General features: G+C 70.3%; 19 protein-coding genes. 12 read left to right on the top strand and 7 right to left on the bottom strand.

Annotated features, from left to right (window positions below; genetic code table 11):
- Positions 1–73: 73 nt before the first annotated feature.
- The 6 genes from FFS72_RS09025 to FFS72_RS09000 all read left to right on the top strand — a co-directional run bounded on the left by FFS72_RS09025 (position 74) and on the right by FFS72_RS09000 (position 4453).
- The gene (locus tag FFS72_RS09025; protein ID WP_137873616.1) at positions 74–1645 is read left to right on the top strand and encodes a bifunctional uroporphyrinogen-III C-methyltransferase/uroporphyrinogen-III synthase; all 1572 of its coding nucleotides are present in this window, start codon (positions 74–76) and stop codon (positions 1643–1645) included.
- 77 nt (positions 1646–1722) lie between these two features.
- Positions 1723–2697, top strand: a complete 975-nt coding sequence (gene hemB, locus FFS72_RS09020; protein WP_137873615.1) for a porphobilinogen synthase — start codon at positions 1723–1725, stop codon at positions 2695–2697.
- Positions 2694–3293: a hypothetical protein gene (locus FFS72_RS09015; RefSeq protein WP_249353203.1), complete on the top strand. Its 600-nt coding sequence runs from the start codon at positions 2694–2696 to the stop codon at positions 3291–3293. The genes hemB and FFS72_RS09015 overlap by 4 nt, the downstream gene beginning before the upstream one ends.
- Positions 3286–3720 carry a hypothetical protein gene (locus FFS72_RS09010; protein ID WP_050065605.1) on the top strand — a complete coding sequence of 145 codons (435 nt, stop codon included), beginning with the start codon at positions 3286–3288 and terminating at the stop codon, positions 3718–3720. Before FFS72_RS09015 ends, FFS72_RS09010 begins: the two co-directional genes overlap by 8 nt.
- A gap of 14 nt (positions 3721–3734) precedes the next feature.
- Positions 3735–4226 carry a transport-regulating membrane protein Mce1N gene (mce1N, locus tag FFS72_RS09005; protein ID WP_137873614.1) on the top strand — a complete coding sequence of 164 codons (492 nt, stop codon included), beginning with the start codon at positions 3735–3737 and terminating at the stop codon, positions 4224–4226.
- Complete coding sequence (locus tag FFS72_RS09000) at positions 4223–4453, top strand: hypothetical protein (RefSeq protein ID WP_249353202.1); 231 nt, start codon at positions 4223–4225, stop codon at positions 4451–4453. Before mce1N ends, FFS72_RS09000 begins: the two co-directional genes overlap by 4 nt.
- An 81-nt stretch (positions 4454–4534) precedes the next feature.
- Here the strand turns inward: FFS72_RS09000 and FFS72_RS08995 are convergent, their stop codons facing one another.
- The 6 genes from FFS72_RS08995 to FFS72_RS08970 form a co-directional block, all read right to left on the bottom strand.
- Positions 4535–5899 carry a flavin monoamine oxidase family protein gene (locus FFS72_RS08995; protein WP_137873613.1) on the bottom strand — a complete coding sequence of 455 codons (1365 nt, stop codon included), beginning with the start codon at positions 5897–5899 and terminating at the stop codon, positions 4535–4537.
- A gap of 146 nt (positions 5900–6045) precedes the next feature.
- Positions 6046–7608: an APC family permease gene (locus FFS72_RS08990; protein ID WP_137873612.1), complete on the bottom strand. Its 1563-nt coding sequence runs from the start codon at positions 7606–7608 to the stop codon at positions 6046–6048.
- A gap of 50 nt (positions 7609–7658) precedes the next feature.
- Entirely contained in the window at positions 7659–8540 is an 882-nt protein-coding gene (locus tag FFS72_RS08985; protein WP_137873611.1) for a universal stress protein, read from the bottom strand.
- A 62-nt stretch (positions 8541–8602) separates the two neighbouring features.
- Positions 8603–10060 (bottom strand): NAD-dependent succinate-semialdehyde dehydrogenase, encoded by a 1458-nt coding sequence (locus FFS72_RS08980; protein ID WP_137873610.1) that lies wholly within the window; start codon positions 10058–10060, stop codon positions 8603–8605.
- Between the two features lie 32 nt (positions 10061–10092).
- Complete coding sequence (gabT, locus tag FFS72_RS08975; RefSeq protein WP_137873609.1) at positions 10093–11433, bottom strand: 4-aminobutyrate--2-oxoglutarate transaminase; 1341 nt, start codon at positions 11431–11433, stop codon at positions 10093–10095.
- A gap of 69 nt (positions 11434–11502) precedes the next feature.
- Entirely contained in the window at positions 11503–12933 is a 1431-nt protein-coding gene (locus FFS72_RS08970) for a gamma-aminobutyraldehyde dehydrogenase (RefSeq protein WP_137873608.1), read from the bottom strand.
- A 225-nt stretch (positions 12934–13158) separates the two neighbouring features.
- Between FFS72_RS08970 and FFS72_RS08965 the strand changes: the two genes are divergently transcribed.
- A complete protein-coding gene (locus FFS72_RS08965) occupies positions 13159–14685 on the top strand; it encodes a PucR family transcriptional regulator (RefSeq protein WP_137873607.1) in 1527 nt (508 codons plus the stop codon).
- Here FFS72_RS08965 and FFS72_RS08960 read toward each other — a convergent pair.
- Positions 14666–17851, bottom strand: a complete 3186-nt coding sequence (locus FFS72_RS08960; protein ID WP_137873606.1) for an NAD-glutamate dehydrogenase domain-containing protein — start codon at positions 17849–17851, stop codon at positions 14666–14668. The genes FFS72_RS08965 and FFS72_RS08960 overlap by 20 nt on opposite strands.
- Before the next feature lie 166 nt (positions 17852–18017).
- Between FFS72_RS08960 and FFS72_RS08955 the strand changes: the two genes are divergently transcribed.
- The 5 genes from FFS72_RS08955 (at position 18018) to FFS72_RS08935 (ending at position 23509) form a co-directional block, all read left to right on the top strand.
- Positions 18018–18299: a metal-sensitive transcriptional regulator gene (locus tag FFS72_RS08955; protein ID WP_050065857.1), complete on the top strand. Its 282-nt coding sequence runs from the start codon at positions 18018–18020 to the stop codon at positions 18297–18299.
- A 25-nt stretch (positions 18300–18324) separates the two neighbouring features.
- Positions 18325–18528 carry a heavy-metal-associated domain-containing protein gene (locus FFS72_RS08950; protein ID WP_137873605.1) on the top strand — a complete coding sequence of 68 codons (204 nt, stop codon included), beginning with the start codon at positions 18325–18327 and terminating at the stop codon, positions 18526–18528.
- On the top strand, positions 18525–20735 hold the full coding sequence (locus FFS72_RS08945; RefSeq protein WP_283235409.1) for a heavy metal translocating P-type ATPase: 2211 nt from the start codon (positions 18525–18527) through the stop codon (positions 20733–20735). The genes FFS72_RS08950 and FFS72_RS08945 overlap by 4 nt, the downstream gene beginning before the upstream one ends.
- A 68-nt stretch (positions 20736–20803) precedes the next feature.
- Positions 20804–22303 carry a flavin-containing monooxygenase gene (locus tag FFS72_RS08940; protein WP_171018604.1) on the top strand — a complete coding sequence of 500 codons (1500 nt, stop codon included), beginning with the start codon at positions 20804–20806 and terminating at the stop codon, positions 22301–22303.
- A gap of 12 nt (positions 22304–22315) precedes the next feature.
- Positions 22316–23509, top strand: coding sequence for a PQQ-dependent sugar dehydrogenase (locus FFS72_RS08935; protein WP_502704092.1), 1194 nt, complete (start codon positions 22316–22318; stop codon positions 23507–23509).
- The last annotated feature ends 12 nt before the right edge of the window (positions 23510–23521 follow it).

The raw sequence follows: 23521 nt of genomic DNA, 5'->3' as shown, positions 1-23521 counted from the left end.
CGCTCCGGCACGCGGTATCCCTCGATGCAGTACCCCTGAACACCTGCTTTTTGAACGCACTGGAGAACAACCGATGAGCCGAGTCCGAAAGAACACCCCCGGACGGATCCTGTTCGTGGGATCGGGCCCTGGAGATCCGGCCCTGCTCACCGTCCGCGCCCGCGACGTACTGGCCAACGCCACGCTGGCGTTCACCGACCCCGACGTCGACCGCGGCGTCACCGCACTGGTCGGTACCGCACTGCGGGTCGCCGGTGTGGACGAGGACCCCGAGAACCCGATCACCGAGGTCCGGCCCGCGCTCGGCGAGCCCGCCGAGGTCGCGAAGACACTCGTCCACGAGGCGAAGGCCGGGCAGGACGTGGTCCGACTGGTCGCCGGCGACCCGCTGACCACCGATTCGGTGATCGCCGAGGTCAACGCCGTCGCCCGCACGCAGGTCGTCTTCGAGATCCTGCCGGGTCTGCCGTCGGGTGCGGCGGTGCCGAGCTACGCCGGTATGGCGCTCGGTGCGACGCACACCGAGGTCGACGTGCGGGGCGAGGTCGACTGGGCGTCGGTGGCCGCCGCACCGGGACCGCTGGTCCTGCATGCGGGCGCCGCGCACCTGGCCGAGGCCGCGAGCGCGCTCGTCGAGCACGGGCTGGCCCCGCAGACCCCGGTCGCGATCACGGTCCGCGGTACGACGCGTCAGCAGCGCACCGTCGAGGCGACGCTGGCGACGCTCAACGAGGCCGGATCGGAACTGGTCGGCCCGCTGATCGTCACGGTCGGCAAGGTCGTCACGCATCGCAGCAAGATGTCGTGGTGGGAGTCGCGTGCCCTGTACGGCTGGACCGTGCTGGTGCCGCGCACCAAGGACCAGGCGGGCGAGATGAGCGATCGGCTCGTCACGCACGGTGCGATTCCCATCGAGGTGCCGACGATCGCCGTCGAGCCGCCGCGCAGTCCCGCGCAGATGGAACGCGCCGTCAAGGGCCTCGTCGACGGCCGCTACCAGTGGGTGGTGTTCACCTCCACGAACGCGGTGCGTGCGGTGTGGGAGAAGTTCGAGGAGTTCGGTCTCGACGCCCGCGCGTTCTCCGGCGTGAAGATCGCGTGCGTCGGGCAGGCGACGGCCGACAAGGTTCGCAGCTTCGGCATCAACCCCGAGCTGGTGCCGTCGGGTGAGCAGTCGTCGGAGGGCCTGCTGGCCGAGTTCGCGCCGTACGACGACGTTTTCGACCCGGTCAACCGAGTCCTGTTGCCGCGTGCGGACATCGCGACGGAGACCCTCGCAGAGGGGCTGCGTCAGCGCGGCTGGGAGATCGACGACGTGACGGCGTACCGGACGGTGCGGGCGGCGCCGCCGCCGGCCGAGACCCGCGAGATGATCAAGACCGGTGGATTCGACGCGGTGTGCTTCACGTCGTCGTCGACGGTCCGGAATCTGGTCGGTATCGCAGGAAAGCCGCACGCGCGCACCATTGTTGCGTGTATCGGTCCGAAGACGGCGGAGACGGCGATCGAGTTCGGCCTGCGGGTGGACGTGCAGCCGGAGTCGGCGCAGGTCGGTCCGCTGGTCGAGGCGCTCGCCGAGCACGCCGCCCGACTGCGCGCCGAGGGCGCACTGCCGCCGCCGCGCAAGAAGTCCCGCAGGCGATAGGCGCTACGTGCCTGTGAGTCCTTTCGGTCCCCTCGGGGATCGAAAGGACTCACGGGCCGACCGAAGGGAGTCCATCCTTGTTCCCGGCCGTACGACCCCGACGCCTGCGCGGCACCCCCGCGCTACGGCGGCTTGTCGCCGAAACCTCGCTGGAGCCGCGGCATCTGGTGCTGCCGATGTTCGTGGCCGACGGCATCGATGCTCCGCGGGAGATCTCGTCGATGCCCGGTGTGTACCAACACACCCTCGACTCGTTACGGGCGGCGGCGACCGAGGCCGTCGACGCCGGTGTCGGTGGTCTGATGCTGTTCGGCGTTCCGCGGCCGGAGGACAAGGACCCGAACGGGTCGGGTGCCACCGACCCCGACGGCATTCTCAACCGCGGACTCCGTGCGCTGCGTGACGAACTCGGCGACGCGACCGTGCTCATGGCGGACACCTGTCTCGACGAGTTCACCTCGCACGGACATTGTGGCGTGCTCACCGAGGGCGGTGTCGTCGACAACGACGCCACCCTGAGCCGCTACGTGGACATGGCTGTGGCGCAGGCGGAATCGGGTGCGCACCTGCTCGGCCCGAGCGGCATGATGGACGGGCAGGTCGCGGCGATCCGCGAGGGTCTCGACGACGCCGGATTCACGAACACCGGCCTCCTGGCGTACTCCGCGAAGTACGCGTCGGCGTTCTACGGTCCGTTCCGGGAGGCGGTCGGATCGTCGCTCGAGGGCGACCGCCGTACCTACCAGCAGGACCCGGCGAACCGCCGCGAGTCGGTGCGCGAGGTGGAGTTGGACCTCGACGAGGGCGCGGACATCGTGATGGTCAAGCCCGCGATGAGCTACCTGGACGTGCTGCGGGAGGTCGCCGACCTGTCCACGGTTCCGGTTGCCGCTTACCAGATCTCGGGTGAGTACTCGATGATCACGGCGGCCGCGCAGAACGGCTGGATCGACCGGGACGCGGCGATCCTCGAATCGCTGCTCAGCATCCGCCGGGCCGGTGCCGACATCGTGCTCACCTACTGGGCCGCGGAAGTGGCGGGCCGGTTGTGACGGAGCCGCAGCCGGGGCAGAATCCGTGGCCGCCGCAGAATCAGTGGCCGCCCGCTCAGCCGCCGCTGCCGCAGCCGCCCGCACCGCCCGAACCCCAGCCGACGCCCGTCGATGTCGTCACGGCCTTCCAGTTGCTGTGCGCCGTGGCCGTTCTCGGGGTCGTGAACATGATCGCGACTCTGGTCGCGGTGTTCGCCGACCGCGAGTCGTTCGTGGACCAGCTGCTGAAGGAGGTCGCCGCGCAGGACCCGGCGGTGCAGGTCGGCCGCGACACCGCAGAAACCGTCGTGGTGCTCGGCCTCGGCGTGACGGCGATGATCGGCCTGTGCGTGACGGCGCTGTACCTGCTGTTCGTGTTCAAGATGCGGGCCGGCCGGAACTGGGCGCGGATGCTCGTGACCATGATCGGCTCGCTCATGGTGGTGTTCGCGCTCCCCAGCCTCTTCGGTCTCGCGGGCGGTGGTGGCGGCGCGGCGATGGTGTCGGGTGCCGCGGGCATCCTGCAGGCCGTGCTCTCGGTCGGTGCCATCGTGCTGCTGCATCGCGCCGAGTCGAACCGGTACTTCCTTCCCGCCTTCCGTGTTCCCGATGAGTGAGCGGGAGGGCGCGCGGCCGCGTCCCGTCGATGTGGCGTACTGGCTGTGGCTCGTCGCCGCGGCACTGCTGGTGCTGTTCGGGCTGTTGGCGCTGACGGCATCGGGTGATGCGGTGCGCACCCACCTGATCGAGGCGGGCGCGGAACCGGATGTGGCAAGTTCGCTCGTGACGCTGCTGCGCGGGTCCGGGGCGCTCGGGATCGCCGTCGGACTCGGTACCGGGTTCCTCGCGGGCCCGGTTCGGGCGGGCGACGCCCGGTTCCGGCGAGCCGAGGTCGCGCTGACCGGGGTGTACGTGATGGTCCAGTTGCTGGCGGTGGCCGTCGGAGTCGGGCAGACCCAGATGCTCCTGTGCGCCCTGCTGATGGCCGCGGCGGCGGTCCTGGTGTATCTGCCGTCGACGCGGGACTGGTTCGTTCGTGCGTGACAGCGGGGCCGTCGGTGACTGACGAGGGGGCGCCCGAAGTCGCGGTGTTCAGCGAGCCGGGGGGACGGTGGCGCACGGTCGCACTCGGTCCGATCCTCTGCCTCGTCGTGCTGATCGCGGATGTGTTCGTGGGCGCGGGTGTGCACGTCTTCGGGTTGGCGCTGTTCGCGGCCGTCCTGGCCGGATTCGTTGCGCTGCAGGTGCTCGCGGCCCGCAGGCACGCGAGCGTCGAGGTGACCGCGTCCGATCTGCGGTGCGGGACCGAGACGGTCGCCCTTGCCGACATCGCGGAGGTGCTGCCGCCCGCGGACCCGCAGGACGAGGATCTTCAGCCGTGGGAGACTGCCCGGGTGCTCGGCGAACTGTCCGGGGTGCCGAGGCGCCGGACCCCGATCGGGCTGCGTCTGGCCGGCGGGGACACGGTACGGGCGTGGGCCAGGGACGGCGACGGCTTGCGGGCGGTGCTGGAGTCCGCGGTGACGCATGGCGAGGGGAGCGAGGCGTGACCGGTCGGGTGCGGGACGTGGTGATGGTGACGCTGGCCGCGGTGGCCGTCGTTGTCGCGGTGTGGTGTTGGAACGTCGGGGTGTCGACGTCGGAGTTCGCACCGATGATCGAGGGTGCGCCTGCCTTCACCGGAACGCACTGGTCGGGGTCGTGGATCGCGGGTGCGTCCGCCGCGGTGCTCGTCGCGGGCCTCGCGGTCCTCGATGTGTGGCGTCGCCGCCGCTGAAGTTGGTCGAATGCGGCGAAAGGGTGCCGTCCGGTCGTGATGACCGGACGGCACCTTTCGCGTAGGGCCCCTGAGGGGGAATCAGGCGGGCTGCGCCGCTTCGACGATCGCGGCGGCTGTGCGGCGTCCCATCCGGATCGCGCCGTCGACGTGCTGGTAGCCGGCGCCGGCGATGTCCGAGCAGGAGAAGTGGATCGGCCCGACGGGTGTGCGATTGTCGCGTCCGTAGCGGTGCAGGCCGCCCAGGTCGTAGCTGCAGGCGTAGGCGCCGCGGGTCCATTCCTCGGAGCCCCAGTCGGACTCGTAGTAGACGACGGCATCCTTCGCCTTCGGGCCGAGGAACCGGGCGATCGACTCGAGGATGCGGCTCTTGCGCTCCTCCGCGGACAGCTCGAACATCGCGTCGGCCTTCTCGTCGGCCACGAACGCGACCAGGGTGCCGCGGGTGTCCCCGTGGTTGGTGTTGTCGTACACCTCCTGCACGACCTCGGCCGAGCTGAAGCTCGTCCCGGACAGTCCGTCCTCGCGCCAGAACGGGGTCTCGTACACCGCGTGGACCTTGATGACCAGGCCGATCGACTGGTGCTGGTGCATCTGGTGCTGGCGGCGCGGCAGCGGCGGATCGAACGAGATGCGGCTGTACAGGTTCGGCGGGACCGCGAGAACGACGCGCTTCGCGTGGATCTCGATGCCGCCGTCGGCCTCGACCCGCACCCCGTCCTCGTTCCAGTGCACCGTGCGCACAGGGGCGTTCACGTGGACATCGTCGCCGAGCTGCTCCGCGAGCAGGATCGAGACCTGCTGCATGCCGCCGACGACGCGGCGGTCGAGGATGAAGTCCTCGTTCACGAGGTTGCTGAACGATCCGGCGGAGGCCGCCATCAGCACTGCCTGCAGCGCCGAGAACGCGTGCGCGGGCTTGGTCAGCATCCCGCCCGCGACGAACAGGCCGATGTTGTTGCGGGCCTCGGCGTCGTCGCACTGGTCGGCCAGCCACCGGGAGAACGACACGGTGTCGAGTTCCCGAGCGCGCGGATGCGCCCACGGCTCCTCGGCGCCGATCTCGGCGGTCAGCTCGTCGAGGATTCCGATGAGCCGGTCCATCTCGGCCTGTGTCGACTCGGACACGGGGAAGCTGTCACCGGAGTACACCGTCCGCTCACCGTTCGGCGCGATGTAGACGGAGTCGCCTTCCCGGTAACGCTCGTAGGTGGTGAGGCCGAGCGACTCCAGGGTCTCGTACAGGGCCGTCTGGTCGGGGGAGACCCACTGGCCGCCGATCTCGAGCATGGCCCCGTCGATCGTGCCGGTCCAGGTGCGGCCGCCGACGCGGTCACGGGCTTCCAGAACGGCGACGGTCAGTCCGGCCTTCTTCAGCTCGGTTGCGGCGGTGAGACCGGACGGCCCGGCGCCGACGACGACGACGTCACGAGTGATTGTGGGCAAGGGGAACTCCTCGATCGGAAACGAGATGCGGGATCTCGACGGGGTCGTTGGTCAATTCTCGGCCGAAGCCACACCGGGGTGGCGCGCCGATTCGTCGAATCTGCGGACCGTCGACGGGCCGGAACGGCGTGTCAGGGGAGTGGGCGTCACTGCCGCACGGACTCGGTGCCGACGGACGCGAGGTCCTCACCCAGGGCGGGCGTCGAGCGGTTGAGCACCTCGCCGCGGAAGAACTCGGGGCTGCGGGCGCGCATCACGAACATCAGCACCACGCCGAGGGCGAGCAGGCCGAATCCCATGTAGAAGACGAGGCCGATGCCACCGATCGCGGTTCCGCTGCCGTTCTCGGGGTTCATGCTCTCGACGACCGAGATGGCGAACACCACCAGCAGCATGATCCCGCCGAGGAGGGGGAACAGGAGCTTGAACACGAAGTTGCGGACGCTGCTGAACAGTTCGTGCCGGAAGTACCACACGCACGCGAAGGCGGTGATGCCGTAGTACCAGCAGATCATGATGCCCAGCGCGGCGATCGTGTCGAGCAGGGTGTGCTCCGACAGCAGCGTGACGATCGTGTAGAACGCGCCGGTGAGGACGCCCGCGACGACGGTCGCGTAGGTGGGCACCAGGAAACGCGGGTTGATCCGGGACAGTCGCTTGGGGAACGCGCCGTACGCACCCATGGCGAGCATGGTGCGCGCTGCGGGCAGGAACGTGGTCTGCAGGCTCGCCGCGGACGACGCGAGGACCGCGAGGAACAGCAGCATGCCACCCCAGTGGCTGAGGATCGGCTCGGCGAGGGCACCGAAGACGTTCTCCGAGTTGTCCGGGTTGCCCAGTCCGAGTCCCGTTTCGCCGACGCCCGCGTACATCATCGCCGCGACCGCCACGAGCAGGTAGGTGACCAGGATCGACAGCACGCTCAGCAGGCCGGCGCGGCCGGGGGTGCGCTCGGGGTCCTTGCACTCCTCGCCCAGGGTCAGACAGGTGTCCCAGCCCCAGAACGCGAAGATCGAGCCGGTCAGGCCGACCGCGAACGCGGTGATCGCCAGGCCGGTGAACGGGTTGAACCAGTCCAGGTCGAACGCCAGGTTCCCGGGAGCGTCACCGGAGGCGACCTTGGTGAACGCCACCACCACGAAGGCCAGGAGCACCAGCATCTGGAAGCCGACGAGAACGTACTGGACCCGCTCGCTCGTGGTGATGCCGCGACCCGAGATCCAGGTGGCGATCGCCAGGAACAACAGGGTGGTCCCGATGTTGACGGCCTTGTTCGAGGCCAGGTCCGCGATGCTCGGGGTGTCGAACAGCCGGGCCAGGAACAGATAGAAGAACTGGACCGCGATGGCCGCGAGGTTGGACAGCACGATGATCGTCGCCACGACCATGCCCCAGCCGGCCATCCACCCGACGTACGGACCGAACGCCTTGGTGGACCACGTGAACGAGGCGCCGCAGTCCGGTGTGTCGCGGTTGAGTTCCCGATAGGCGTAGGCCGTCAGGAACATCGGGACGAACCCCGCGATGAGGATGGCGGGCATCTTCAGGCCCACCGCCGCGACGATCAGACCGATGCTCGCGGTGAGCGTGTAGCCGGGGGCGACGCACGAGATGCCGAGAACCGCTCCGCTGAGCGTTCCGATCTTGTTGGCGGCCAAGCCCTTGTCGAGTTGTCCACCGGTGGCGATCGGTGTCGGTGATTCAGCCATTGGGTTGCTCCAGAGTGGGCTTTCGCGTGGTGCGATCGAGCGAGACGGGTCTAGTGGTCGAGGTGGTCGGCCGACTTCGGGACGACGACCATGGGTACGGGGAGGACGCGCAGCATCTTCGATGCCGTCGATCCGAGGAACAGGCGGTGGGTCTGGGCGAGCCGGCTCGATCCGACGAGGACGATGTCGCCCTCGTGCCAGGTGAGTGCTCCGACTGCGGTTTCGACCGAATCGCCTTCCGCAAGTTCGGTTGTCACGCGGACCGCGTCGTTGTCGATCAGTTCCCTGGACCGGTCCAGCACCTGCCGGGTGTGGGCGACGGCGGCGGCGTGAGCGGCCGCGTCGGTGTCCGCCTTCGGGTGCCGGTCGAGGGCGACCAGGGACACCAGTCGAAGCGGGGTGTCGGTGCGTTCACAGGCCCGAGCGGCCGTGCGCAGTACCACCTCTGCGCCCTCACGTTCGCCGATCGCGCAGGTGACCTCCCGGACCCGCTGGACGTCGTGGGTGCGGGTTCCGCGTGGTGCCAGCGCGATCGGCACGTGCGACGAGTGCAGCAGGCTGCTCGCGATGGTGCCGATGCCGTGCCGCCCGATCAGTCCGTCGCCGGCCGCGCCGATGACGATGGCCTGGGCGCCGAGTCGCGCGGCCTCGTTCAGCAGGCCCTGTGCGAACGAGTCGTCGAAGCACAGGTGCACCTCGGTGTCGACGTCCTCGGGGACCGCGGCACGAGCCTCGGCGAGCCACCGGTTCGCCTGCCGGACCAGCACACTGTCGTAGCCGGGATCGGTCGGCACCCGGGTGGGTACCGTCCGGTCCGGCGGGACGATCATGCAGATGTCGAGGGTGGCGCTGAGGCTGCGTGCGAGACGCACACCGAGTGCCAGACCGTCCGCACCGCTCGGAGTGGCGAGATAGCCGACCACCAGGCGCATGGGGAACTCCGTTCGGGTAGTGGGGAATTCGGGCCGGCGGTGAGCGCAGGCCCGCGGCGCACTCAGGCAGACAGGGCGATGTACTTCGTCACGAGGTACTCGTCGATCCCTTCGACGCCGCCCTCGCTTCCGAGTCCCGACTGCTTGACCCCGCCGAACGGGGCTGCCGGATCCGAGATCACACCGCGGTTCACGCCGACCATCCCGGATTCGAGGGCCCCGGCCACCCGCATCGCCCGGTCCAGGTCGCGGGTGTAGAAGTACGCGGCCAGACCGTATTCGGTGGCGTTGGCCGCCGCGATCGCCTCGTCCTCGGTGTCGAAACCGCGGATCACGGCGACCGGTCCGAAGATCTCCTCGCGGACGATCCGGGCGTCGGCGGGAACCTCGTCGAGCACCGTGGGCTCGTAGAACCAGCCGGGTCCGTCGATGACGTGGCCGCCGGTTCGCACGCGCGCACCCGCGGCGACGGCCTCGTCGACCAGGGACGCGACCGCGTTGCGCTGCTTCTCGTTGATCAGCGGACCGAGCTGCGATCCGTCCAGATGACCTGCGCCGACCTTGGTCGCCGCGATCCGCTCGGTGAGTGCCGCGGTGAACTCCTCACGGACGTCGTTGTGCACGAGGAATCGGTTCGCAGCCGTGCACGCCTCGCCGCCGTTGCGCATCTTCGCGGCCATCGCGCCCTCGACGGCACTGTCGAGGTCGGCGTCGTCGAAGACGATGAACGGGGCGTTGCCGCCGAGCTCCATCGAGGTGCGCAGCACCTGGTCGGCGGACTGCTCGATGAGGATCTTGCCGACGCGGGTCGAGCCGGTGAAGGTGACCTTCCGCAGCCGCGGATCGGCCAGCAGGGGCGCCGTCACGCCGGCGGCGTCGAAGGTCGGAAGCACCGACAGGACACCGGCCGGGAGTCCCGCCTCGGCGAAGACCTCCGCGAGCAGCAGCATCGTCAGCGGAGTGTCCTCCGCCGGCTTGACGATGACCGTGCATCCCGCGGCGAGGGCGGGACCGATCTTCCGGGTGCCCATCGCCAGCGGGAAGTTCCACGGGGTGACGGCCAGGCACGGGCCGACCGGCTCCTTCGTCACCAGGATCCGGCCGGTGCCGGACGGCGCCTGGGTGAACCGACCCTGGATCCGCACCGCCTCCTCGCTGAACCAGCGCAGGAACTCGCTTCCGTACGCGACTTCGCCGCGAGCCTCGGCGAGCGTCTTGCCCATCTCGAGCGTCATCAGCAGCGCGAAATCCTCGGTGCGCGCGGTGACCAGCTCCCACGCCCGGCGCAGGATCGCCGACCGTTCGCGCGGGGACGTGGCCGCCCACTGCGCCTGGACGCGGCACGCCGCGTCCAGTGCCGCGAGCGCGTCCTTGCCGGTCGCGTCGGCGACCTCGGCGATGCGCTCACCCGTCGCCGGGTTCAGCACGGCGAACGAGCCGCCGTCGACGGGGTCGGTCGCGGCGCCGTCGATCCACAGGCGGGTGGGGACGGAGGCGAGGAGGCTGTCGATGCTGTTCATGATCGGTCCTGTTCGAGAGGGCGGACGGAAGGTCAGACGGCGGCGCGGATCGCGCCCTCGATGACGGTGAGCGCGTCGTCGAGCAGCTCGTCGCCGATCACCAGCGGCGGCAGGAGCCGGATGACGTTGCCGTAGGTGCCGCAGGTCAGCAGGATCACGCCCTGCTCCAGGGCACGGGCCGCGATGTCCTTGGTGACGGCGGCGTCCGGCTCGTCGGTGCCGGGCTTGACGAACTCGACGGCGAGCATCGCCCCGCGGCCACGGACCTCGCCGATCGCCGGAACCTCGTCGGCGAGCGCGCGCAGACGTGTCGTCGCGACCTCGCCGATGTGGCGGGCACGGGCGGGCAGGTCGTTCTCGCGCATCGTGTCGATCGCGGCGAGCGCGGCGGCGCAGGCGACCGGGTTGCCGCCGTAGGTGCCGCCCAGTCCGCCCGGGTGAACCTTGTCGAGCAGGTCGGCGCGGCCGGTGATCGCGGACAGCGGCATGCCGCCTGCGATGCCCTTCGCCATCGTGACGATGTCCGGGACGATGCCCTCGGCGTCGGACGCGAACCAGTCGCCGGTGCGGGCGAAGCCGGACTGGACCTCGTCGGCGATGAACACCACATCGTTCTCGCGAGCCCACTCGACGAGCGTCGGGAGGAAGCCCTCGGCGGGCACGATGAAGCCGCCCTCGCCCTGGATGGGCTCGATGATGATCGCGGCGAGCGACTCGGCGCCGATCTGCTTCTCGATCTGGGTGATCGCGCGACGCGCGGCCTGCTCACCGGTCAGGCCGGGCTGGTCGCGGAACGGGTACGACATCGGCATCCGGTAGATCTCCGGAGCGAACGGGCCGAAGTTCGTCTTGTAGGGCATCGACTTGGCGGTCAGCGCCATCGTCAGGTTGGTGCGACCGTGGTACGCGTGGTCGAAGGCGACCACCGCGTCGCGGCCGGTGGCCAGGCGCGCGACCTTGATCGCGTTCTCGACGGCCTCGGCTCCCGAGTTGAACAGCACGGTGCGCTTCTCGTGGTCGCCGGGCGTCAGGGCGGCGAGTTCCTCGGCGACCTGGATGTAGCTCTCGTACGGGGTGACCATGAAGCAGGTGTGGGTGAACCGGCCGGCCTGCTCGGCGACCGCGGCGGCGACCTTCGGGTCGGACGCACCGACGTTGGTGACCGCGATTCCGGAGCCCATGTCGATCAGGGAGTTGCCGTCGACGTCGACGATCACGCCGCCGTCGGCGTCGGCAGCGTAGACCGGGACGCTGGATCCGACACCGGCCGCGACCGCGGCGCGGCGGCGTGCGGTGAGCTCGGCGGACTTCGGGCCGGGCAGCGGGGTGACCAGGACGCGCTTCTGGGGGAGGCGGTACTCGATGGTGCTCATGCGGGTTGGTCCTTCGGAATCTCTTGTGCGAAAAGGTGAATCGGTCGGTCGGCGCTCAGTTGTACGTGCTCAGTCGTGGGCGCTCATGACGTGCTTGAGGCGGGTGTAGTCCTCGACGCCGTACGCGGACAGGTCCTTGCCGTAGCCGGACTGCTTGAACCCGCCGTGCGGCATCTCGGCGACCAGCGGGATGTGGCAGTTGATCCACACCGCTCCGGAGTCGAGCGCGACGGACATGCGCTGGACGGTGCCGTGGTCCCGGGTCCACACGCTCGCGGCCAGGCCGTAGTCGACACCGTTGGCCATCTCGACGGCCTGCTCCTCATCGGTGAACGACTGGACGGTGATCACCGGACCGAAGGTCTCCTCCTGCACGATCGCGTCGTCCTGCGCGACGTCGGTGACGATCGTCGGGGCGAAGAAGTAGCCCGTGTCGCCGATCCGGTTGCCGCCGGTGCGCACCTTCGCGTGGCTCGGCAGTGCGGCGATCTTCTCGACCACCCGCCCGAAGTGCGCGGCGTTGTTGAGGGGGCCGTAGAAGGCGTCCGGGTCGTCGGGGAGTCCGGGAGTCAGCGCCTCGGCCTTCGCGACCAGCGCGTCGACGAACGCGTCGTGGATGGACTCGTGTACCAGCACGCGCGTCGCGGCGGTGCAGTCCTGGCCGCCGTTGAAGATGCCCGCTTCGGCGATGCCGCCTGCAGCCTTGTCGATGTCGGCGTCGGCGAACACGACAGCGGGTGCCTTGCCGCCGAGTTCGAGGTGCGCGCGCTTGACCTGCTTCGCGGCGGACACCGCGACGGCGATGCCGGCGCGAACCGATCCGGTGATCGAGACCAGACCCAGTGCCGGATGCTCCACCAGGGAGGCACCCGTGGCGGCGTTGCCGAGGATCACGTTGAGGACGCCGTCGGGCAGGATGCCCTGCGACAGGCGGGCGAGCACGAGCGTGCTCTCCGGGGTGGTGTCGCTGGGCTTGAGGACCACGGTGTTGCCCGCGGCCAGCGCGGGCCCGATCTTCCAGATCGCCATCATGAACGGGTAGTTCCACGGGGTGACCTGCCCGACCACGCCGATCGGCTCACGCCGGACGTAGGAGGTGAAGCCCTCCATGTACTCGCCGGCGGACTTGCCCTCGAGCAGGCGGGCGGCACCGGCGAAGAAGCGGAGCTGGTCGGCTCCGACCTTGACCTCCTCTGCGGCGACGACGGCCTTGGGCTGGCCGGTGTTGCGGCACTGCGCCTCGACGATCTCGTCGGTGTGCGCCTCGATGGCGTCCGCGAGGGCGAGGAGGGCGGTCTGGCGCTGACCGGGTGTGGTCCGTCCCCATGTGCGGAAGGCCCGTTGGGCCGCCTCGACGGCGGCGGCGACGTCGGCTTCGGTGGAGACCGGCGTGCGGGCGACGACGGTCTCGTCGACCGGGCTGACGAGGTCGATGGTCTCGTCCGACGCCGAATCCACGAAGGCGCCGTCGATGTAGTTCTTCAGCAGGTCGATCGTCATCGTGGTCGGTCCTCTCGAACGGTTGGGCGGCACCGTGCGGGTGTGCCTGGCACCGCCGTCAGATCTGGACGGCACGCCGTCGTGTGAGATCTCCTCGCGGTGGTCCTCTAAATGTGCGGTGCTTCACAACTCCGGACATCTGCCAGAATGTCGAGTGAGGTCAGCTCGGATTCGCCAATTCGTCAGGGTGGGTCCGCGGAACATCCGTGGGTGACTGGAGGCGTGATGGCCCTTCCTGTCAGGTGGTTGCTGTCGCAGCCCGAACTTGCGCTGAAGCTGCTGGCGGGCACCGGCGGGCTCGACGCCGACGTGACCTTCGTGGTCACCACCGAGCTGAGCGATCCGGCGCGCTGGCTCTCGGGTGGCGAGTTGCTGCTCACGACGGGGATCGCGTTGCCCTCGTCCGCGGTGGATCGCCGCGCCTACCTGCAGAAGATCGCCGAGTGCGGCGTCGCGGCCGTGGGGTTCGGGGTCGGCCTGTCCCACCCGTCGGTCCCCGAGGACCTCGTCACGGCCGCCGACGAGTACGGCCTGCCGTTGCTGGAGGTGCCGCTGCCGACGCCGTTCGTGGCGGTGGCGAAGAAGGTCACCGAGCGTCTCGCGGAGCTGCGGTACGAGTCCATGCTGCGCGCCTCGCGAGCCCAGCCCCGGATGACTCGCTCCGCGATCCAGGGCGGCATCTACGCGACGATTCGTGAGCTGTCGGTGGCCTGCTCTGCGACCGTCCTGCTGCTGGATCCGTCCATGCGGGTCATCGAGGCGTATCCGGACGGCGTCGACGACGCCGTCGTCGCCGAGGTCGCGGATCTGGCCGCGAGCGGATCGGGATCGGTCGCGAGCAGCGTCGCCCGGAGCAGTACCGGCGCGACGGTCGCCGTGCAGGTCATCACGGGTGGCAACGTCGTCCACGGATACCTGGCTGCGATCAGCGACAGCTCGCTCGGCCACGTGGAACAGATCCTGCTCGGTCACGCGAACTCGTTGCTGGCCTTGGATTTCGAGAAGCCGCATCGGCTGCGGGCCGCACAGAACCGGCTCAACAGCGAGGCGATCGGACTGCTCCTGTCGACCGAGATCGACCTCGCTCCGGCGCGCGCACAGATGCGTCAGGCCGCGGACAGTGACGGGCTGATCCGGGCCATGACCGTGCTCTGCGATTCCGACGACGCCGTCCAGCGGGTCGTCGACGTGGTCGACGCGATCATGACCGCCGATGCCCGCCAGACCTTCATCCGACGCGACGAGATGCGCGTGACGGCGCTGCTTCGCGGTCGGGACGGATCCGACGTCGCCCGCAGGCTGGTGCGTGAACTCGGGTCGCGGCAGGCGAAGTCGATCCGCGTCGGACTGAGCACCGTGCACCCGGTCGACGACGTGACCGACGCGGTCCAGCAGTCGGCACTGACGGCCTCGGCCGCGGCATACGGCGGACAGCCGGTCGAGTTCGAGTCCATGACCGGCAGTGCGCTGCTGACCTTCCCCGAGTCCCGCCGCGTCCTCGACGCGTTGGCCGAGACGATGATCGCGCCCCTCGTCGCTCACGACCGGGAGCAGGGCACCGACCTCGAGGCGTCGTTGCGTGCCTATCTCGAGGCGAACGGACACTGGGAATCCGCCGCCGCGACGATCGGCGTCCACCGGCACACGCTCCGCAGCCGCATCACACGGATCGAGGACCTCCTCGGCTGTGATCTCGACGTCGCGCGGGTGCGGGCGGAGCTCCTGCTGGCGATCATCGCGCGACAGGGGTGACGACGCCGCCCGGCGCGACGGCGGTGCGTACGGCAAGGGCGATCTCCGCGCCGACCACGCAGCCCCGCGCGGCGTCCCCTCGGCCGTCACGACGGAGTTCGTCGATCATCGAGTTCAGACGCGCCGCGCCGGTCGGGTTCGAGGAGCGCCACCGGTCGACGGCGTCGGTGATCGGCTCGTCTGTTCCGAGATCGGACAGGATCACCTCGACGAGTGCATGCCAGCGTTCCCGGAGGTCGTCGGTGACCACGTCGGCGGCCATCGTGTCCCAGTACCCGGTCTGGGTGTCCGCCGCGATCGCGGTGCACAGCCAGTCCAGGCCCAGCGCGGAGCCGAGTTCGCGGTAGGCCTGGGCGGCGCGGGTCACGTGATGGCCGGTGCGTGCCGCCGTGTTCGCCAGTGCGGGCGCCTGCGCCAGCACGCGCAGCGTGGCGAGGTCCGATTCGAGCCGCCCGGACAGCCGGGGAAGGGCGCCGGTGAGCTCGCGCACCGCGTCGGCGAGCCGGGAACCGTCCGCGGCGGCACCGTGACCGCCGCGGCGTGCCCGCAGGAGGAAGGACGTCGCGCGTTCGATCAGTTCCTGGACTCCGGACAGCAGGTCCAGGCGGGTCTGCCGCCCGATGTCGGGAAGGGCGAGGACGTCGTTCCAGATCCGGTCGACGTCGAACGTGGACCGGACCACAGCGTAGGCGGTGACGATCTCGGCCGTGGTCGCACCGGCGCGCTCCTCGAGGCGATGGATGAAGCCGGGGCCGACGCGGTCGATCAGCTGGTTCGCGACGACCACCGCGATGATCTCGCGAGCGACGCGGTGCCCTCGCAGATCCGGTCCGGCGACGGTGCGGATCCGAGCCGGGAAGTACTCGTCGAGGAGGCCGGCGAACGCGGGGTCGTCCAGGTCGGCGGAGTCCAGGAGTTCGCTGCGAACGAGGTTCTTCGAGCGGGCGAGCAGGACCGCGATCTCGGGACGGACCAGACCCGTGCCCGCGCGCCTGCGTGCCGCCAGTTCGGTGCGGGACGGGAGGACGTCCGCGGCCCGGTCGATGCTCGTGGCGTCCTCGAGGTTCTCGATCAGGCGCTCGTGCCTGCTGAGCAGGAACGAGGCGTTGGCTTCGGCGAGGCTGATCGCCAGAGTCTGCCGGTCGCAGTCGCCCAGGACCGAGCGTGCGATGTCGTCGGCCACGTCGGCGAGCAGCGCGTCGCGCGCATCCGAGGAGAGGACGCCCGAGTGCACCGCGGAGTCGAGCGCGATCTTCAGGTTGACCTCGCGGTCGGAGGTCGCGACGCCCGCGGCGTTGTCGATGAAGTCGGCGTTGACGCGTCCTCCGCCGAGTGCGTACTCGACCCGCGCGCGCTGGGTCAGGCCGAGGTTGCCGCCCTCACCGATCGCCCGGCAGCGCAGGGTGTCGGCGTCGACACGCACCCCGTCGTTGGCGGGGTCCGCCGCGTCGGTGTGCGACTCCGTCGACGCCTTCGCGTACGTCCCGATACCGCCGTTCCACAGGAGGTCGACCTGGGCGCGCAGGAGAGCGCGGATCACCTCGTGCGGTGCCAGCTCGGTGGCGTCGACGCCGAGGCGGCGCCGGGCCTGCGGGGACAGCGGGATCGACTTCGCCGTCCGCGGCCAGACTCCGCCGCCGCGCGAGACGGCAGCAGGGTCGTAGTCGTCCCAACTGCTGCGTTCGAGGGAGGCGAGGCGTTCGCGTTCGCGATACGACTGCTCGGGGTCCGGATCGGGGTCGAGGAACACGTGGCGGTGGTCGAAGGCGCCGACGAGGCGGATCTGCCTCGACAGCAGCATCCCGTTGCCGAACACGTCGCCCGACATGTCTCCGACACCGACGACGGTGAACGCGTCGGTGTCGACGTCGGTGCCCGCCTCGGCGAGATGGCGGCGCACCGAGCACCAGGCGCCGCGGGCGGTGATGCCCATCTCCTTGTGGTCGTATCCGGTCGCCCCGCCGGAGGCGAACGCGTCCCCGAGCCAGAAGCCGCGCCCGAGGGCGATGCCGTTGGCGAGGTCCGAGAAGCGCGCGGTTCCGCGGTCGGCGGCCACGACGAGGTAGGGGTCGGGGCCGTCGTGGACGACCGTCTCGGCCGGGTGCACGGTGACCCCGTCGACGACGTTGTCGGTCACGTCGAGGAGGGCGCCGACGAACGACGAGTAGGCCCTCTCGATGTCAGCCGGTTCGGTCGTACCGCGAACCACGAACGCGCCCTTGGCTCCGATGGGCACGATCAGCGAGTTCTTCACCACCTGCGTGCGCATCAGGCCGAGGACCTCGGTCCGGAAGTCGTCGCGGCGATCCGACCAGCGCAGGCCGCCGCGCGAGATCGGCCCGCCGCGGACATGGCTTCCTTCCACATCGGCGGAGTGGACGAAGATCTCCCGGTGCGGGACGACCGTGGCGGGCAGGCACACCCGGGACGGGTCGAGTTTCAGGGCGATCGGCGCGCCGTCCTGCACGTGCGCCCGAAACCAGTTGGTGCGCAGGGTCGCCGAGACGACGGACCACAGTCCGCGCAGCAGCCGGTCCTCGTCGAGCGTCGCGGTGGCCGCGACCGCGGCCGTGAGCGTGGCCTCGACACCGGCCACGGCCGCATCCCGGTCCTCGAGTCGGGGATCGAGCCGGGCGCGGAACAGCGCCACCAGCGCCCGCACGTACTCCGGCCGGACGGCCAGGAGGTCGATCACCGACGTGCTGGACAGTTCGAGTCCGCACTGACGGGCGTATCGGGCGAGCGCGCGCACCACGACGGCCTCGCGCCACGGCAGGCCCGCGGTGGCGACGAGTCGGAGGTAGCCGTCCACCTCGACGGCGCCCGTCGTCGCGGCCACGAAGGCCTCGGACACGAGGGCCTCCGTCGCCGCGTCCCACTCGAGCGCTGCGGTCCGGAACGTGAATCGGTGGACCGACGCCGTGTCGAGGTCGCCACCCACCAGATCGTGCGTGGCCACGCACAGGTCCAGATGGGCGAAGGTCGCCACCAGATCGGAGAGGAGCGGCGCACCGCCCTGCGGCCAGACCACTTCGGCGTGCAGCGTGTTCCCGTCCGGCGTGTTCGCGTTCCCGGCCGTCGGCGAGAACGTGAGCGTCGGCACGTCGAGGACGGCGCTGGTGGGAACGGAACCGTCGGTGGCAACCGACGACAGGACGCGACTCATGTGACTCCCTCGAGGCGAATGTGCTTGCCGCCAGTCTTGTTCGGGGGAGACCTGTGCCACATCCGCCACATCGGAGTGTGAGGCGTGTGGGGATGCGCCCTTTCGTCGATGTCCGGCGGTCCCACCCATCCCGGGAATTCATACCCACGGGGGGTATGATATGGGTATGAACGGATACTCGGCCGAGAAAGAAGCCCTCCTCAAGCGGCTGCGGCGCATCGAGGGGCAGGTCGCGGGCATCTCCCGCATGGTCGACGACGACCGCTACTGCATCGACATCCTCACCCAGGTGTCGGCGGTGACGAGCGCGCTGCAGTCGGTCTCCCTCAAGCTGCTCGACGAGCACCTCTCGCACTGCGTCGTCGAAGCGGCACGCCAGGGTGGGCCCGAAGCGGACGCGAAGGTCAAGGAGGCGTCCGCCGCCATCGCCCGTCTCGTCAAGTCCTGACACACCCCCGCTGGAAGGCACAGACATGCAGAGCACCTACACCGTCACCGGAATGACCTGTCAGCACTGCGTCGCCTCCGTCGCCGAGGAGTTGACCGAGATCGCGGGCGTCACCGAGGTCGTCGTCGACCTCGGAACCGGCCGCGTCGACGTGACCAGCGACGCCCCGCTCGACCGGACCGCCGTCGCCGCGGCCGTCGAAGAGGCGGGATACGAGCTGACCTCGTGACCGGCGGTGCCGCTACGCCGCGCGAGGCCGAGCGGGCGGGCGCGCGATCATCCGACGTCGACCTCGACATCGGCGGCATGACCTGCGCGTCCTGTGCGAGTCGGATCGAACGCAAACTCGGCAAGCTCGACGGCGTCACCGCGACGGTGAACTTCGCGACCGAGCGGGCGCACGTCAGCAGGCCCGACGGCGTGTCCGTCGACGACCTCGTCGCGGCGATCGAGTCGGCGGGCTACACCGCCGCCGAGGTCGCCGAGGAACCCGAAGACGACGGGGCGCGCACCGATTCACTCGGCCCGCGCCTGCTGGTGTCCGCGGTGGCCGGTGTGCCTGTGGTCGCGCTGTCGATGATTCCGGCGCTCCAATTCGACTACTGGCAGTGGATCTGTCTCGCGCTCACCACCGTCATCGTGTTCTGGGGTGGCTACCCGTTCCACCGCGCGGCCCTGATCAACGCCCGGCACGGCGCGTCGACGATGGACACCCTCGTCTCGGTCGGCACCCTCGCCGCCTACGGATGGTCGCTGTGGGCCCTGGTGTTCGGCACCGCTGGACACATCGGGATGACGCACGAGTTCTCCTTCGGGCTCGGAGCGCACGACCCGTCCGGTCAGCTCTACCTCGAGGTCGCGGCGGCGGTCACGGTGTTCCTGCTCGCGGGCCGGTACGCGGAGGCGAAGGCGAAAAGGCGTGCGGGAAGCGCGCTTCGGGCCCTGCTCGAAGTCGGGGCCAAGGACGTCGCGGTTCTCGGTGCAGGCGACGAGGAGACGCGGATCCCGGTGCAGCACCTGCGGGTGGGGGACCGGTTCGCGGTCCGGCCCGGAGAGAAGATCGCCACCGACGGTGTCGTGCTCCGTGGCCGCGCAGCCGTCGACGCGTCGACGATCACCGGCGAGTCGGTGCCCGTCGACGTCGCCGAGGGCGACGCCGTGGTCGGCGGCACCGTGAACACCGACGGACACCTGGTGGTGCGGGCCGACAAGGTCGGTGCCGACACGCAGTTGGCGCACATCGCCAAGATGGTCACCGACGCGCAGAACGGCAAGGCCGAGGTCGCACGGCTCGCCGACCGGGTGTCGGCGGTGTTCGTGCCCGTCGTGCTCGTGCTCGCCGCGCTCACCCTCGGCGGCTGGCTGCTCACCGGTCACGCTGCGACCGAGGCATTCACCGCGGCCGTCGCCGTCCTCATCGTCGCCTGCCCCTGCGCGCTTGGACTGGCCACGCCCACCGCGCTTCTCGTGGGCACCGGACGCGGCGCGCAGCTCGGCATTCTGATCCGTGGACCCGAGGTCCTCGAGCAGACCAAGCGCATCGACACCGTCGTTCTCGACAAGACCGGCACCGTCACCACCGGCACGATGACCGTCCGTTCCGTCGTGGCTGCGGACGGTGAGGACCGCGACCGCGTGCTCGCGTTGGCTGCGGCCGTCGAGTCGGCGTCGGAGCATCCGGTGGCGCGGGCGATCGCCGCCGCGGGCACCGGGTCGTTCGCCGTGGCCGACTTCGCCAACCGTGCGGGTGTCGGCGTCGTCGGCACCGTCGACGGGCTGCGGGTCACCGTCGGCAGGGCCGAGCACGCCGTTCCCGCGGAGTTGGCCGGGGCGTTCGACTCCGGTGACACCACGGTCGCGGTCTCGTGGGGCGGCGCCGTCCGCGGTGCGATCGGCGTCGCGGACGCGGTGAAACCCACCAGTGCCGACGCGATCTCGCAGATCCGGGCGCTCGGGATGACGCCGGTCCTGCTGACCGGCGACTCCGAGTCCGTGGCGCGCCGCGTGGCCGACGAGGTGGGGATCGAGCGGGTGATCGCCGGGGTTCTTCCCGACGAGAAGGCCGCCGAGGTCGGCCGGTTGCAGGGTGAGGGCCGCGCCGTCGCGATGGTCGGCGACGGCGTCAACGACGCCGCCGCGCTCGCGACCGCGGACGTCGGGCTCGCGATGGGCACCGGCACCGACGCCGCCATCGAGGCGGGCGACCTGGTCCTCGTCCGCGGTGATCTGCGGTCGGTTCCGCAGGCGATCCGGCTGGCGCGGGTGACGCTGAACACGATCAGGGCGAACCTGTTCTGGGCCTTCGCCTACAACGTGGCCGCGATCCCGTTGGCGGCGTTCGGCCTGCTCAACCCGATGATCGCGGGTGCCGCGATGGCGGCGTCGTCGGTGTTCGTGGTCGGCAACAGCCTGCGCCTGCGACGCTTCGCCCGGTAGGGGCGACTTGCGCTCACACCGCCACACTTGAACACTGTTCAAGTGTGGCGGTGACGTGGAACAACGAGATGAGATCGACCCGGGTGCTGGTGATCGGAGCCGGGTTCGCCGGACTCGGCATGGCGGCGCGCCTGCAGCGGGCGGGCATCCATGACTTCGTGGTCCTGGAGAAGGCCGGAGACCTCGGCGGAACCTGGCGGGACAACACCTACCCGGGCTGCGCCTGCGACATTCCGTCGGTGCTCTACTCGTACTCCTTCGCGCGCGGCGACGGGTGGAGCGATGCCCGGGCCCGGCAACCGGAGATCCTCGACTACCTGCGCACCCTCGGCGGTGGGTTCGCCGACCGCGTCGAGTTCGGCGCCGAGGTGGTTCGCGGAGAGTGGGACGAGGACGCGGCGCGCTGGACGGTCGTCACCGCCGACGGCCGAACGTTCGAGGCGCAGTTCCTCGTCGCCGCGACCGGCGCCCTGCATCTGCCGAAACGGCCGCGGATTCCCGGCGTCGACACCTTCGCCGGTCCGGTGGTCCACACGGCAGACTGGGACGAGCGCATCGACCTCGACGGCAAACGCGTCGCCGTCATCGGCACCGGGGCGTCCGCGGCGCAACTGATCCCCGAGATCGTCGAGCGAGCAGGCGCGGTGGACGTGTACCAGCGCACCCCGGCGTGGGTGCTCCCGCCGCTCGGAACGCGGCCACCGCGGCTGCCGCGCCTCGCCCGGATCGGCTGGTACTGGCGCGCGGAGGCGACGGCCCCCGCCTTCGCCGGGTCTACGGTGGCGTCCGCACTGATGCACAGGCGCGCGGTGCGGCACCTGCACGCGCAGGTGGCCGACCCCGAGCTGCGGCGCGCCCTGACCCCGGACCACCGCATCGGATGCAAACGGATCATCCGGTCGGACAACTACTTTCCCGCCCTGGCGTCGGGGTCGACCCGCGTTGTGACGGTGGCCGTCGGTCACGTCACCCCGACCGGGATCGTCACGGCAGACGGTGTCACCCGACCCGCCGACGTCCTGGTGTACGCGACCGGATTCCGGGTCGCCGGATCGCTCGCCGCCCTGCCGCTGACCGGGCGCGGCGGCACGACACTGCAGCAGCGGTGGATGAGTGGCGGTGTCCGGACGCACCACGGAATCACCGTCGCGGGCATGCCCAACCTGTTCCTGCTGTCCGGTCCCAACACCGGACTCGGCCACAACTCGGTGGTGTTCATGATCGAGTCGCAGATTCGGTACGTCCTGGACGCGATCAGGGCGCTGGACCGGGTCGGAGCCGCGGCGCTCGACGTTCGCGAGGATGTGCAGGAGGCGGCGGACGCCGGGGTGCAGCGGCGGCTGCGGCGCGCGGTGTGGAGCACCGGTGGTTGCGGAAGCTGGTACCTCGACGGCCGTGGTCGCAATCACGCTCTGTGGCCGGGATTCTCGTGGCGGTACCGGTTGCGGACCCGTCGGGTTCGGTTGCGGGACCATCATCTGATCGGGGCGAGCGCCGGGGCATTTCGATCCGGACAATCTTCGCAGCGTCCCCTAGTGTTGGACGGAATTCGTCAGTCGCAGAGGTGACGGGGTTGGATCGTGAGGGTTTTCGATGCCGGCGCAGTCCTGGGCGCGGTCGTGGTGGTCGCTTCGACACTGGTCGCGTGCGCGCCGCCCGCACCGCCCGTGCCGCTCGTGGCCGGACCGGAGGTGTCGGTGACAACCGTCCTCGACGGGCTGGCGAAGCCGTGGGACGTGGTGGAGGCGCCGGACGGGGCGATCCTCACCGGTGAGCGTTCGGGTCGGTTCGTGGTGTTGCGGCCCGACGGGTCGACGGGGGAGGTCGCGGCCGACCTGGCGGACCTGTTCGCGGCGGGCGAGACCGGGCTGATGGGAATCGCGTTGTCCCGCGACTTCGCGTCGAACCGCACACTGTTCACGTGCCAGGGGCACCAGGATCCCGGCGGGGCAGGTTCCGTCACCGGGCGGCTCGACACGAGTTCGGCCGATGGTGCGGGACGAGACGTGCGGGTGGTGTCCTGGACCGTCGACGAGGGCTGGACACGGCTCACCCGCGGCGCCGACGTCCTCACCGGCCTCCCCGTCACCTCGACCGGCAGGCACGGCGGCTGCCGTGTGTTCGCGCACCCCGACGGCACCCTGTACATCGGTACCGGCGACTCGACGTCTCCGACCGCCCCGCAGGACCCGGCATCGCTCGGGGGAAAGGTGTTGCACGTCAACGTGGACGGGACCCCCGCCGCGGGAAACCCCGATCCCGCCCGCCCGGTGTTCACCCTCGGACACCGCAACGTCCAGGGACTGGCGCTGCAGCCCGGCACCGGCCGCCTCTACGGAATCGAACAGGGCACCAGGGCCGACGACGAGGTGAACCTGCTGAGCGCCGGATCCAACTACGGCTACCGTCCGGACCGCAGGCCCGCCGCCTACGACGAATCGGTTCCCATGACCGACCCGGATCGGGTGCCGGGAGCCGTTGCCGCGGTGTGGAGTTCGGGTGCGCCGACCATCGCGACGCCGGGCGGCACGTTCCTCGACGGTGCGATCTGGGGGCCGTGGGCCGGAACCCTCGTCGTCACCAGCCAGCAGGAGCGGAAGCTGGTCCTGCTGCGGCTCGCCGACGACGGACTGTCCGTCACCGAGCAGGCCGTCGCACTGGAAGGGCAGTTCGGGCGGTTGCGATCGGTGACGCTCGCATCGGACGGTGCGCTTCTCGTCACCACCGACAACGGTGCGGCCGACAAGGTTCTCCGCGTCATGCCCACGTCCTGACGCCCCGCGATG

The organism is Rhodococcus sp. Q (assembly GCF_005503035.1).
Lineage (GTDB): Bacteria > Actinomycetota > Actinomycetes > Mycobacteriales > Mycobacteriaceae > Rhodococcus_G.
Note: the sequence above shows the minus strand (reverse complement) of the source record. Positions and strands in the feature narration are given on the sequence as shown.